The organism is Nitratireductor alexandrii (assembly GCF_004000215.1).
Lineage (GTDB): Bacteria > Pseudomonadota > Alphaproteobacteria > Rhizobiales > Rhizobiaceae > Mangrovimarina > Mangrovimarina alexandrii.
In genome coordinates this window covers 136,152-148,204 of record NZ_RBVY01000005.1, presented here as the reverse complement: position 1 = coordinate 148,204, position 12,053 = coordinate 136,152, and the positions used below count along the sequence as shown (strand labels likewise).

Here is a 12,053-nt window from a genome sequence, read left to right as displayed (position 1 = left end):
CGCATCCCGCACGCGGCCTATCTCAGCCGCTTCGGGCGCGGTTCGGCCAATTCGCCGGCGAGGCGCCGGTCGAGATAGTCCGAGCAGTCGGCGATCAGTTCGTCGGCGTGGCTGGTGAAGAAATGGTTGGCGCCTTCCAGCGTCTTTTGGGTGATGGTGATGCCCTTTTGGGTGTGCAGCTTGTCGACCAGCGTCTGCACGTCCTTGGGCGGCGCCACCTTGTCGGCATCGCCGTGGATGATGAGACCCGACGACGGGCACGGCGCCAGGAAGGAGAAATCATAGATGTTGGGCTGCGGCGCGATCGAGATGAAACCCTCGATCTCGGGACGGCGCATCAGCAATTGCATGCCGATCCAGGCGCCGAAGGAATAGCCGGCCACCCAGCAATTCTTCGAATCGGGATGCAGCGACTGCACCCAGTCGAGCGCGGCCGCCGCGTCCGACAACTCCCCCGTGCCGTGGTCGAACTGGCCCTGGCTGCGGCCGATTCCGCGGAAATTGAAACGCAAGGTGGTGAAGTCGCGCTTCTGGAACATGTAAAACAGATCGTAGACGATCTTGTTGTTCATCGTGCCGCCGAATTGCGGGTGCGGATGCAGCACCAGGGCGATCGGGGCGTTTTTTTCCTTTGACGGCTGGTAGCGGCCTTCCAGGCGGCCATCCGGTCCGGCAAAAATCACTTCGGGCATGAATACTCCACAAACCGTCCGCTCTGGACGTCATTCGGCGCCGGTGCGACCTTGACGCGGGGCCGACGCCTCCATAGAAGCTAGTTTAGAACCGTTCCAAACTTGGCGAAATACCGTCAATCTGGCAAGGCGGGTAGATAGGACGGGTCGTGACGCAATTTCAAGGAAATTGCGCGCGGCACCACGAAATCGGAAAGCGGGATCGAACCGGCAGGCATGCACGCTCAGCGCGCCTATCTCGACTACAACGCCAGCGCGCCGCTTCTGGAGACGGCGCGCGCGGCGATGCTTGCGGCGCTGGACGCCGGCGGCAACGCCTCTTCGGTGCACGCCGAGGGCCGCGCCGCGCGCCGCCTGATCGAGGAGGCCCGCGGCGCGGTCGCCGCGCTGGTCGGCGGGGTTGCCGAGCACGTCGTTTTCACCTCCGGAGCGAGCGAGGCGGCCTCGATGCTGACGTCGCCCGACTGGCGCATGGGACGCGCGCCACTGCGTCTGGAGCGGCTGTTCGTGGCGGCGAGCGACCATCCATGCCTGCTCGACGGCGGGCGTTTCGCGCCCGAAAACGTCCATCGTCTGCCGGTAGGTCGCGACGGCCTGCTCGATCCGGAGACGGTGCGGGCCGTGCTCGCGAAAAACGCGATTGCCGGCAAAAGCCTGGTGGCGATCCACGCTGCCAACAACGAGACCGGCGTGATCCAGCCGATTGCGGAGATTGCCAGCGTCGCCAAGCAGGCGGGAGCCTTGTTCGCGCTCGACGCTGTCCAGGCCGCGGGGCGCATTCCGCTCGACATCGCCGATCTCGGGGCCGATTTCCTGATCCTGTCGGCCCACAAGATCGGTGGCCCCAAGGGCGCCGGCGCCCTGGTGGCGGCGTCCGGGCTGGTGATGCCCGAGCCGCTGGTGCGCGGCGGCGGCCAGGAAAAGGGCCATCGCGGCGGAACCGAGAACGTCGCCGCGATCGCCGGCTTCGGCGCCGCCGCGCGCGAAGCCGCGCGGGCCGTGGACCTGATGGACGGCGTGCGCGCCTTGCGCGACGAGGCCGAACGGGCGATCCGCGAGATCGCGCCGCACGCGACGATTTTCGGCGCCGCGGCACCGCGCCTGGCCAATACGAGTTTTTTTGCCGTGCCGGGACTGAAGGCCGAAACCGCGCAGATCGGCTTCGATCTCGCCGGGATCGCGCTGTCGGCGGGATCGGCCTGTTCGTCGGGAAAGGTCGGTCCGAGCCATGTGCTGGCGGCGATGGGCCATGGCGAGGAGGCGTCGGCCCTCAGGCTGTCGCTCGGTCTGGCGACCGAGGTCGGCGACATCGAACGGTTTGCCACCGCCTTGCGCGGCATCGTCGCGCGCGGGGCGGGGCAGGACATTAGAGCTGCCTGACATGCGGACAAACTTGCCCGAAAATGTCAGGAAAAAGTGTCGCTATGGCCGGAAACCGGCTTTTGCCGGGTGATTTTCTCGGCAATAGGCACTACATGAGGCATACGCCGCGTGCGGTGCCATAGTTTGAAGACTGCCGGGCCTTGAACCCGGCGAGGATGGAGAACGCCGATGCCTGCCGTGCAGGAAACGATCGAGCAGGTCCGCAATATCGATGTGGACCAGTACAAATATGGTTTCGAGACGCTCATCGAGACCGACAAGGCGCCGAAGGGCCTCAACGAGGACATTATCCGGCTGATCTCGGCCAAGAAGGACGAGCCGGAATGGATGCTGGAGTGGCGCCTGGAAGCGTTTCGACGCTGGAAGACGATGAGCGAGCCCACCTGGGCGCGGGTTTCCTATCCCGAGATCGATTTTCAGGACATTCACTATTACGCCGCGCCAAAGAGCACGGCCGGTCCGACCTCGCTCGACGAGGTCGACCCGGAATTGCTGCGCACCTATGAAAAGCTCGGCATTCCCCTCAAGGAGCAGGAAATCCTGGCCGGCGTGCGCAAGCAGGGCGAGCCGTCCGAACTCGACGCGATAGACGGCAATGGCGGACGAAAAGTCGCCGTCGACGCGGTGTTCGATTCGGTTTCGGTGGTCACGACCTTCAAGAAGGAGCTGGCGGCGGCCGGCGTGATCTTCTGCTCGATTTCCGAAGCGATCCGCGAGCATCCCGACCTGGTGCGCAAATATCTCGGCACGGTGGTGCCGACCAGCGACAATTATTACGCTACCCTCAATACGGCCGTCTTCACCGACGGGTCGTTCGTCTACGTCCCCAAGGGCGTGCGCTGCCCGATGGAGCTGTCGACCTATTTCCGCATCAACGAAAAGAACACCGGCCAGTTCGAACGCACGCTGATCATCGCCGAGGAGGGCGCTTATGTGTCCTACCTGGAAGGCTGCACGGCGCCGCAGCGCGACGAGAACCAGCTCCACGCGGCCGTGGTCGAACTGATCGCGCTCGACGACGCGGAGATCAAATATTCGACGGTGCAGAACTGGTACCCGGGCGACAAGGACGGCAAGGGCGGCATCTACAATTTCGTCACCAAGCGGGGCGACTGCCGCGGCAGGAATTCCAAGATTTCGTGGACCCAGGTCGAAACCGGCTCGGCGATCACCTGGAAATATCCCTCCTGCATCCTGCGCGGCGACAATTCGCAGGGCGAGTTCTATTCGATCGCGGTCTCCAACGGCCACCAGCAGATCGATTCGGGCACCAAGATGCTGCATCTGGGCAAGAACACGGTGTCGCGCATCATCTCCAAGGGCATCTCGGCGGGCAAGTCCAACAACACCTATCGCGGCCAGGTGTCGGTACACCGCAAGGCGACCAACGCGCGCAATTTCACCAATTGCGACTCGCTGCTGATCGGCAACGATTGCGGCGCGCACACGGTGCCCTACATCGAGGCCAAGAACGCCACCGCCAAGCTCGAGCACGAGGCGACGACGTCGAAAATCTCGGAAGACCAGCTGTTTTACGTCATGCAGCGCGGCATCCCGGAGGAGGAGGCGATCGCGCTGATCGTCAACGGCTTCGTCAAGGAGGTCATCCAGGAACTGCCGATGGAATTCGCCGTCGAGGCCCAGAAGCTGATCGGCATCTCGCTGGAAGGCAGCGTTGGGTGATCGCGGCCGGTGGTCCGCAAGGGATGAGCGCGCGCCCGGGGCGCGGTTGAAACAATTCGAAACGAGACGAAAATGCTTGAGATCAAGAACCTTCACGCCCGCGTCGCCGAAACCGGCACCGAGATCATTCGCGGGCTCGACCTGACCGTGAAGGCGGGCGAGGTCGCCGCGATCATGGGCCCGAACGGGTCGGGCAAGTCGACGCTGTCCTACATTCTGGCCGGCCGGCCCGACTACGAGGTCACCGAGGGCGATATCCTTTATGACGGCCAGTCGATCCTGGAGATGGACCCGGCCGAACGCGCGGCCGCCGGCGTCTTCCTCGCGTTCCAGTATCCGATGGAGATACCGGGTGTCGCGACGATGGAGTTCCTAAAGGTCGCGATCAACTCGCAGCGCCGGGCCCGCGGCGATGCGGAGCTGAAGATTCCCGACCTTTTGAAGAAGGTCAAGGAAGCGGCCGGCACGCTCGAAATGGACATGGCCATGCTCAAGCGGCCGCTCAATGTCGGGTTTTCCGGCGGCGAGAAGAAGCGCGCCGAGATCCTGCAGATGATGCTTCTCGAGCCGAAACTGTGCGTGCTGGACGAGACCGATTCGGGCCTCGACATCGACGCGCTGAAGATCGTCGCCGACGGCGTCAACGCGCTGCGTTCGCCCGAGCGCGCGATGGTCGTCATCACCCACTATCAGCGTCTTCTGGACTATATCGTGCCGGACACGGTGCACGTGCTGTCGCGCGGTCGGGTGGTGAAGTCCGGCGACAAGGGATTGGCGCTGGAACTCGAGAAGAACGGGTACGCCGGTATTGTCGGCGAGGCGGCGTAGGTGTCTGTGATGAACCTTCATGCCACCCCGCAAATGACCGCGGCCGAACAGGCCCTGGTCGATACTTACGGCCAGCTTTTTTCCGACCTGCCCGGCGACACCGCCGTCGTCGTCAGGCGCGATGAGGCGGTGGAGGCGCTGAAGTCGGGCCTGCCGACGCGCCGTGTCGAGGCCTGGCACTACACCGATCTGCGCCGGCTCCTGAGCGCGGTGCCGGCCTTCGATCCCGCCCTGCAGGCCAAGGAGCAGCCGGCGCTGGTGAGCGGGGCGACCGTGCTGCCGGTTCTGTCCGGCAGGGCCACGTCGGTGCCCCGCGTCGACGGCGTCGCCATCCAGCGCGTTTTCGACCGGCTGAGCGACGGCAGCATCGCCCCGCAGCTTTTCGACGGCGACGCGGTCGACGCGATCGGGGCGATCAACACCGCCTTTGTCGGCGACGGCTACGCGCTCGATATCGCCGAGGGCGCGGAGATCGCCAAGCCGATCGAAGTGCAGAACCTGCACGAGGGCGGCCAGGCGCATGTGCGCTTTGCCGCGCGCGCCGGCCGCAACTCCCGCGCCACGATCGTGGAACGCCAGACCGGCGCCGGCGAGGCGCTGGTTTCGGCGGTCAGCCACATCACCGTCGAGGACGGCGCCGACCTGACCTGGATCATCCTCCAGGAACAGCCGGACGAGGCGACTTTTCTCGGCCAGACCAATATCGAAATCGGCGCGGACGCCAAGCTCACGCTTTTCTTCATGAATGCCGGCGGCAGGCTGGTACGCCAGGAAGTCAAGGTCGCGGTCGCGGGTGAGGGGTCCGAATTCGTCCTGCGCGGGGTGAACCTTTTGGCGGGCGAGACCCATTGCGACGTGACCATGGTACTCGACCATGAAGCGGCCAACACGGTGTCGACCGAAGTGATACGCAACGTCGTCACGGACAAGGCCAAGGGCGTGTTCCAGGGCCAGATCCGCGTCGCGCGCGACGCGCAGAAGACCGACGCCAAGATGGCCTGCAACACCCTGCTTCTGACGGATGAAGGCGAGTTTTCGGCCAAGCCGGAACTGGAGATTTTCGCCGACGACGTGGCCTGCGGGCACGGCGCGACGGTGACGGAGATCGACCAGGGCCATCTGTTTTACCTGATGGCGCGCGGCATCGACGAAAAGACCGCGCGCGGATTGCTGGTGCGGGCCTTTCTGGCCGAGGTGATCGAGGACCTGGACAACGAGGCGCTGGTCGAGGCGCTGGAGGAAAAGCTGACGGCGTGGTTCGCCACGCATGGCTAGCGCCGGGCGAAGCGGGGCGGCCTCGGCGGTTTACGCCGGCCTTGCCGGCATGAGCGGTCCGCAGCCGGCCTGTGGGCCAAGCAATCGGGAGTAGCAGGACCATGGACCAGAAAGTCGATTCCGCTCCCTACGACGTCGAGGCGATCCGCCGCGACTTTCCCATCCTCGCGCGCGAGGTCTACGGCAAGCCGCTGGTCTATCTCGACAATGGCGCCTCGGCGCAAAAGCCGCAGGCCGTGCTCGACGCGATCGCCCACACCTATGGCGCCGAATACGCCAATGTGCATCGCGGCCTGCATTTTCTGTCCAATGCGGCGACCGACGCCTATGAGAAGGCGCGCGAGACGGTGCGCGGCTTCGTCAACGCGGCGAGCGTCGACGAGATCGTCTTCACCAAGAACGCGACCGAGGCGATCAACACCATCGCCTATGGCTGGGGCATGCCGCATATCGGCGAGGGCGACGAGATCGTCCTGTCGATCATGGAACACCACTCCAATATCGTGCCGTGGCATTTCATCCGCGAACGCCAGGGCGCGAAACTGGTATGGGCTCCCGTCGACGAGGAGGGGGTGTTTCATCTCGACGCGTTCGAGAAATGCCTGACCGAGCGCACCAAGCTGGTCGCGATCACCCACATGTCGAACGTGCTCGGCACGGTGGTGCCGATCCGCGAGATCTGCCGCATCGCGCATGAGCGCGGCATCAAGGTGCTGGTCGACGGCAGCCAGGCGGCCGTGCACATGCCGGTCGACGTCCAGGAGCTGGGCTGCGACTTCTATGTGTTTACCGGCCACAAGCTCTACGGTCCCTCCGGCATCGGCGTGCTCTACGGCCGCATGGAGGCGCTGGAGGCGACGATCCCGTTCCAGGGCGGCGGCGAGATGATCGAGGACGTGGCGATGGAGGGCGTGACCTACAACCACCCGCCGCATCGCTTCGAGGCCGGAACGCCGCCGATCGCCCAGGCGATCGGGCTTGGCGCGGCGATCGACTATGTAGAATCGATCGGCCGGGCGCGCATCGCCGCCTACGAGGCCGAGCTGCGCGACTATGCCCAGGAGCGTCTGCGCGGGGTGAACGCACTGCGCATTCTGGGCAATGCGCCGGACAAGGGGGCGATTATCTCCTTCGAGCTGGCAGGTATTCACGCCCATGACGTGTCGATGGTGATCGACCGCGCCGGGGTGGCGGTCAGGGCCGGCACTCATTGCGCCCAGCCGCTGTTGAAGCGGTTCGGCGTGACCTCCACATGCAGGGCTTCCTTCGGCCTCTACAACACCCGGGCCGAGGTCGACGCCCTGGTCGAGGCGCTGGAGAAGGCGCGGACATTTTTCGGATGAACGAGATGAGCGACGACACCACCACACAGCAGGCCGAACCGGTGCCGGCACAGGCCTCGGCCCTTCCGCAGGACGAGCTTGCGCGGCTGACCGACGACATCATCGCCGCGATCAAGACCGTCTACGATCCCGAGATTCCGGCCGACATCTACGAACTCGGCCTGATCTACAAGATCGATATCGAGGACGACCGCTCGGTCAGGATCGAGATGACGCTGACGGCGCCTGGCTGTCCGGTCGCCGGCGAGATGCCGGGCTGGGTGGAAAACGCGGTCGGCACCGTGGAGGGCGTGTCCGGCGTCGAGGTCAGCATGGTGTTCGACCCGCCCTGGACCCCCGACCGGATGTCGGAAGAAGCCCAGATCGCGGTCGGCTGGTATTGACCGGCGGGTTGCGCACGAGGCGAATCTTCCCCATCTTAAGGTCGGAATCATCATTGGGCGGACCTTGAATCCGCGCGCAATGGAGACAGGATCATGGGCCGGTTTCAGGTCATTTCGATAACGGAGGCGGCGGCCGCGCGGGTGCGCGAGATCGTCGATAGCCGCGACGGCGCGCAGGGCGTGCGCGTCGGCATCAAGAAGGGCGGCTGTGCCGGCATGGAATATACGGTCGACCTGGTGACCGAGGCCGACCCCAAGGACGACCATGTCGAACACGGCGGCGCGCATGTCTATGTCGCACCGGAAGCGAGCCTGTTCCTGCTCGGAACGGAAATGGGCTACGAGGTGACGACGCTGCGCTCCGGCTTCACCTTTTCCAATCCCAACCAGTCCTCGGCCTGCGGCTGCGGCGAGTCGGTGGAGCTGAAACCGGCCGACCTCAAGGCGCTGGCCGAGGCGCGCGGAGCCGTCTGAGCGTCGCGTTCACGGTTTTGACCGGGGCTCGCCGCCGGTGGAGCGGGCAGGCGCCGCGATCATGCGGGCATGGCCCCATCTTTGAGGGATAACTGCGTGCCGCCGGCTTTGTTGCGGACCCGGCGATGGCGTCGACGATGCCGCGAGGCGATCGCGAGCCGCCGGCGGGGACCGTCGTTCGCGGCAGGCGTTGCGAACGGGGCGTGAACCGGCTTGCGCGGTTCAGACCTTGACTTCGACCTTCATGAAATCGGGCATATCGTCGCCAAAGCCGACCGGCGCGTCGCCGAGATCGTCCTTGCGCGCGCGGCTCCGCTTGTTGTCGCGGGCGCCGCCGTCGCCACTGCGGGGCGTGTCGCGGCGATTGGCGTTGTCGGCCTTGATCGCGCGTTTGCGGGCCGTCTTGACGGGCGCGTCCTCGGCCGCTGCCGTTTCGTCGGCGGCGGGTGCGGCCGGCGCCTGAACCTCGGCCGCCTCGGCCTTGCTGCTGCGCGAGCGGCCGCGCGGCTTTTCGCTCTTGGCGGCGCGGCTGCCGCGGCCGCGGCGCGGTGCCTCGTCCTCCTCGTCCGTCGACAGGCTCGACAGGTCGCCGTCATGCCATTCGATCGACTGGCCGATCAGTTTTTCGATCGCGTCGACATATTTCTTGTCCGCGCGGGTGGCGATCGTAAACGCCTTGCCGGTGCGTCCGGCCCGGCCGGTGCGTCCGATGCGGTGGACATAGTCCTCGGCGTGGATCGGCACGTCGAAATTGAACACATGGCTGACGGCGGGAATGTCGAGCCCGCGCGCGGCCACGTCGGAGGCGACCAGCAGCTTGAGCTTGCCGTCGCGAAAATTGGCCAGCATCGCCATGCGGGCGCGCTGATCCATGTCGCCATGCAGCGCGCCGGCGTCGAATTCGTGCCGGGTCAGCGAGCGAAACAGTTCCGACACGTCCACCTTGCGGTTGCAGAATATGATCGCGTTGGTCAGTTCGTCGCCCTGCTCGCGGATCAGCCGGCGCAGCGTGTCGCGCTTGTCCCAGGCCTTGCCCGGCGACTTCACCAGGCGTTGGCTGACCGTGGTGGCCGTGCTGGCGGCGCGCGCCACCTCGACGCGCACCGGCGCCTGCAGGAACTGCTCGGTCAGCTTGGTGATCTCCGGCGGCATGGTGGCCGAGAAGAACAGCGTCTGGCGCGTGAACGGGATCAGCTTGCAGATGCGTTCGATGTCGGGGATGAAACCCATGTCGAGCATGCGGTCGGCCTCGTCGATGACGAGGATGTCGACCCCGGTCAACAGCAGCTTGCCGCGCTCGAAATGGTCGAGCATCCGACCCGGCGTGGCGATCAGCACATCGGCGCCGCGCTCGAGTTTCTTTTCCTGCTCGTCGAACGACACGCCGCCGATCAGAAGCGCGATGTTGAGCCGGTGGTTCTTGCCGTATTTGACGAAATTCTCCTCGACCTGCGCGGCGAGTTCGCGCGTCGGTTCGAGGATCAGCGTGCGCGGCATGCGCGCCCGGGCGCGGCCCTTCTCGAGCCGGGTGATCATCGGCAGCACGAAGGCCGCGGTCTTGCCGGTTCCCGTCTGGGCAATGCCGAGAATGTCCTTGCCTTCCAGCGCATAGGGAATGGCGCCGGCCTGGATCGGCGTCGGCGTGGTGTAGCCTGCGTCGGTGACTGCGGAGAGGACCTTGGGCGAAAGGCCCAGATCCGCAAAAGTTTTCGCCTGTTCGGCAGTCTGCTCGTTTGATGGCACGATGCTGAAATGTCTTTTTGGCTTGTGTTGCCGGGCACGTCGCACGCGGCAAGCAGGGCACTCAAGCCCGCTTTCTGAAGCTGGCGTTACGTTGCATGGGCCGGAAAGTCAACCGTTTCCCTCCAATATCGCCGCTCCCGCCGCCGCCTGGGCCTCGATTCGGGCGGTTTTTTTTCGGTTTGGCGCGTTTCCGCCGGGCATGGCCGGCCAGACCGCCGGGGGCGGTCAGTAGCGGAACTGCTCGGACAGGATACGCTCGTCCCAGCTATGGCTGGCGTCGAACAGGAGGGTGGCGGTCGCGTCGTGCGCCTCGCGCACGGTCACCGAAGCGACCGACTTGATCTCGGTATGGTCGGCGACCGCGTTGACGGGGCGTTTTTGCGGCTCCAGCACGTCGAAGCGGACGGTCGAGCGGTTGGGAATCAATGCGCCGCGCCAGCGCCGCGGCCGGAAGGCGCTGACCGGGGTCAGGGCCAGAAGCGGCGCTTCCAGCGGCAGGATCGGACCTTGCGCCGACAGGTTGTAGGCTGTCGAGCCGGCCGGCGTCGCGACCATGACGCCGTCGCAGATCAGCTCGTCGAGGCGCACCTTGCCGTCGATCGTGATGCGGATCTTGGCCGCCTGGTAGGATTGGCGCAGCAGCGATACCTCGTTGATGGCGAGCGCGTCGGTCGTGTTGCCGTCCGTGTCGACGGTGTGCATGTGCAGCGGCCGGATGGTTTCGGCGACCGCGTCCTCGATCCGTTCGCGCAGGTCGGTTTCGTGATATTCGTTCATCAAGAAACCGATCGTGCCGCGGTTCATCCCGTAGATGCTGCGGCCCGAGCTCATCATCTTGTGCAGGGTCTGGAGCATGAAACCGTCGCCGCCGAGCGCGACGATGACGTCGGCATCCTCGAGCCGTTCCTGCCCGTAGAGCGAGGACAGGCGGCTGGCGGCTTCGCGCGCATCCGGCGTGTCGGCCGAAATAAAGGCCAGGCTCGGCGGGTTTCCACTCACCTCGATCTCCCTCCATGGGCGCGACACGGCAATGGCGCGCAGGGAGCCGGTTAGCACGCGCCGGGCATCAGGCAAAGCCGGGGGACGGGCGACAAACGCCGCGCGAACCCCTTTACTGGCCGGGGAAATATGGTAACGGACGGGCGTGCCCTTGTAGCTCAGCTGGTAGAGCAGCGGTTTTGTAAACCGAAGGTCGCGGGTTCGATCCCTGCCGGGGGCACCATTTTTCCTGTAGGTCCGTGGCTCGGGCACTGTGGCGTGCGCGGCCGGCGCGGATGGGAACGTTCAGGCGGCGAAAGTCTTTTGCGCCATGCGGCGGATGAAACCGGCGGTGCGCGCCGGCTCGACGAATTGCGGCATGTGGCCGATACCGTCCAGGATCTCCAGATCGAGCCCTTCGACCGCATCGCGCATCGCGAGCCCGTGCACGGCGTGGTCGAGCACCCGGTCGGCGTCGCCGAACAGAATGCCGACCGGCATGGCGAGCGCGCCGTAGCGGGTCTGCTGGCCCGGCATGGCGGTCTGCGCGGCGACGAAATCGGCCGCCGTGGCGGCAAAATGGCTCGGCCTGAGGCCGAGATAACCGCCGCCGCCGATCGCGTAATCATCCGGAACCGTCTGCGGGCCGAAGACGAAATCGAGCGTGGCCTCGGCCTGCCTGAGCGCGATCGGGATCGCAACCGTATGGGCAAGCAAAGCGCGCATGGCGGGCGAGGGAATGTCGAGCCCCTTGAAGCCGCTCGGTTTTTCGTCCTGGTGGTGGGTGAGCGGGGCGAGCAGCGCCAGACCGGCGACCTTGTCGGGAAAATCGAGCGCGACGCGCAGGGCGATCGCGCCGCCGAGCGAATGCCCGACCAGCAGCGGCTTTTGCAGCCCGAGCCGGTCGATGAAGGCGGCGATCACCCGGGCCTGGTCGCCGATGTCGGCCGCGCTGCCGCGCCTCGTCGAATAGCCCGAGCCGGGCCGGTCGATCGCGATCAGGCGAAAGTCGTCGGCCAGGAGCGGGAAAAGCGGCTGGCGGAAATGATGCAGTTGGCCGCCGAGCCCGTGGATGAACAGGATCGGCGGGCCCCGGCCTTGCTCGACATAGTGGATCGTGTCGCCGTCGATCTCGAGCGTCTTGCCGGTTTGCGGCACGGCCCGTTCGGCATCGGCGGCGAGTTTCCCGGTCCTCCAGGCAAAATAGGCCGCGACGGCGGCGACGAGGACGACCGCCACCAGGACGAACCACAACAAGAAGGTCAGCAAGG

General features: G+C 65.6%; 11 protein-coding genes and 1 tRNA gene. 8 read left to right on the top strand and 4 right to left on the bottom strand.

Annotation, left to right across the window (positions count from 1 at the left end; all coding sequences use genetic code 11):
* Positions 1-17 precede the first annotated feature (17 nt).
* Entirely contained in the window at positions 18-692 is a 675-nt protein-coding gene (locus tag EP380_RS12935) for an alpha/beta hydrolase (RefSeq protein ID WP_106571696.1), read from the bottom strand.
* Between the two features lie 216 nt (positions 693-908).
* Here EP380_RS12935 and EP380_RS12930 point away from each other — a divergent pair, with 216 nt between their 5' ends.
* From EP380_RS12930 to sufA, 7 genes are all read left to right on the top strand, one after another.
* Entirely contained in the window at positions 909-2,072 is a 1,164-nt protein-coding gene (locus EP380_RS12930) for a cysteine desulfurase family protein (protein WP_127598916.1), read from the top strand.
* 171 nt (positions 2,073-2,243) lie between these two features.
* Entirely contained in the window at positions 2,244-3,758 is a 1,515-nt protein-coding gene (gene sufB / locus EP380_RS12925; protein WP_127598915.1) for a Fe-S cluster assembly protein SufB, read from the top strand.
* A 72-nt stretch (positions 3,759-3,830) separates the two neighbouring features.
* Positions 3,831-4,586, top strand: a complete 756-nt coding sequence (gene sufC / locus EP380_RS12920) for a Fe-S cluster assembly ATPase SufC (protein WP_106571699.1) — start codon at positions 3,831-3,833, stop codon at positions 4,584-4,586.
* A 9-nt stretch (positions 4,587-4,595) separates the two neighbouring features.
* The gene (gene sufD / locus EP380_RS12915) at positions 4,596-5,861 is read left to right on the top strand and encodes a Fe-S cluster assembly protein SufD (protein ID WP_127598914.1); all 1,266 of its coding nucleotides are present in this window, start codon (positions 4,596-4,598) and stop codon (positions 5,859-5,861) included.
* A 101-nt stretch (positions 5,862-5,962) separates the two neighbouring features.
* Positions 5,963-7,204 carry a cysteine desulfurase gene (locus EP380_RS12910; RefSeq protein ID WP_106571701.1) on the top strand — a complete coding sequence of 414 codons (1,242 nt, stop codon included), beginning with the start codon at positions 5,963-5,965 and terminating at the stop codon, positions 7,202-7,204.
* Positions 7,201-7,587: an SUF system Fe-S cluster assembly protein gene (locus tag EP380_RS12905; RefSeq protein ID WP_127598913.1), complete on the top strand. Its 387-nt coding sequence runs from the start codon at positions 7,201-7,203 to the stop codon at positions 7,585-7,587. The genes EP380_RS12910 and EP380_RS12905 overlap by 4 nt, the downstream gene beginning before the upstream one ends.
* Before the next feature lie 93 nt (positions 7,588-7,680).
* Entirely contained in the window at positions 7,681-8,061 is a 381-nt protein-coding gene (gene sufA, locus EP380_RS12900; RefSeq protein WP_127598912.1) for a Fe-S cluster assembly scaffold SufA, read from the top strand.
* A 222-nt stretch (positions 8,062-8,283) separates the two neighbouring features.
* Here the strand turns inward: sufA and EP380_RS12895 are convergent, their stop codons facing one another.
* Together EP380_RS12895 and EP380_RS12890 are read right to left on the bottom strand one after the other, a co-directional pair.
* Entirely contained in the window at positions 8,284-9,804 is a 1,521-nt protein-coding gene (locus EP380_RS12895; RefSeq protein ID WP_127598911.1) for a DEAD/DEAH box helicase, read from the bottom strand.
* A gap of 225 nt (positions 9,805-10,029) precedes the next feature.
* Positions 10,030-10,803: an NAD kinase gene (locus tag EP380_RS12890; protein WP_164749844.1), complete on the bottom strand. Its 774-nt coding sequence runs from the start codon at positions 10,801-10,803 to the stop codon at positions 10,030-10,032.
* A gap of 147 nt (positions 10,804-10,950) precedes the next feature.
* Here EP380_RS12890 and EP380_RS12885 point away from each other — a divergent pair.
* Positions 10,951-11,026, top strand: a tRNA-Thr gene (locus EP380_RS12885).
* A 62-nt stretch (positions 11,027-11,088) separates the two neighbouring features.
* On the opposite strand, the gene EP380_RS12880 is transcribed toward EP380_RS12885, so the two are convergent.
* The gene (locus tag EP380_RS12880) at positions 11,089-12,051 is read right to left on the bottom strand and encodes an alpha/beta fold hydrolase (protein ID WP_238719852.1); all 963 of its coding nucleotides are present in this window, start codon (positions 12,049-12,051) and stop codon (positions 11,089-11,091) included.
* Positions 12,052-12,053 lie beyond the last annotated feature (2 nt).

What these genes read in the sequence shown, in the direction of transcription:
- EP380_RS12930 (WP_127598916.1), top strand. Translation starts at nt 909, where the DNA reads ATGCACGCTCAGCGCGCCTATCTCGACTACAACGCCAGCGCGCCGCTT.
- sufD (WP_127598914.1), top strand. Translation starts at nt 4,596, where the DNA reads ATGAACCTTCATGCCACCCCGCAAATGACCGCGGCCGAACAGGCCCTG.
- sufA (WP_127598912.1), top strand. Translation starts at nt 7,681, where the DNA reads ATGGGCCGGTTTCAGGTCATTTCGATAACGGAGGCGGCGGCCGCGCGG.
- EP380_RS12905 (WP_127598913.1), top strand. Translation starts at nt 7,201, where the DNA reads ATGAACGAGATGAGCGACGACACCACCACACAGCAGGCCGAACCGGTG.
- sufC (WP_106571699.1), top strand. Translation starts at nt 3,831, where the DNA reads ATGCTTGAGATCAAGAACCTTCACGCCCGCGTCGCCGAAACCGGCACC.
- EP380_RS12910 (WP_106571701.1), top strand. Translation starts at nt 5,963, where the DNA reads ATGGACCAGAAAGTCGATTCCGCTCCCTACGACGTCGAGGCGATCCGC.
- EP380_RS12935 (WP_106571696.1), bottom strand. Translation starts at nt 692, where the DNA reads ATGCCCGAAGTGATTTTTGCCGGACCGGATGGCCGCCTGGAAGGCCGC.
- sufB (WP_127598915.1), top strand. Translation starts at nt 2,244, where the DNA reads ATGCCTGCCGTGCAGGAAACGATCGAGCAGGTCCGCAATATCGATGTG.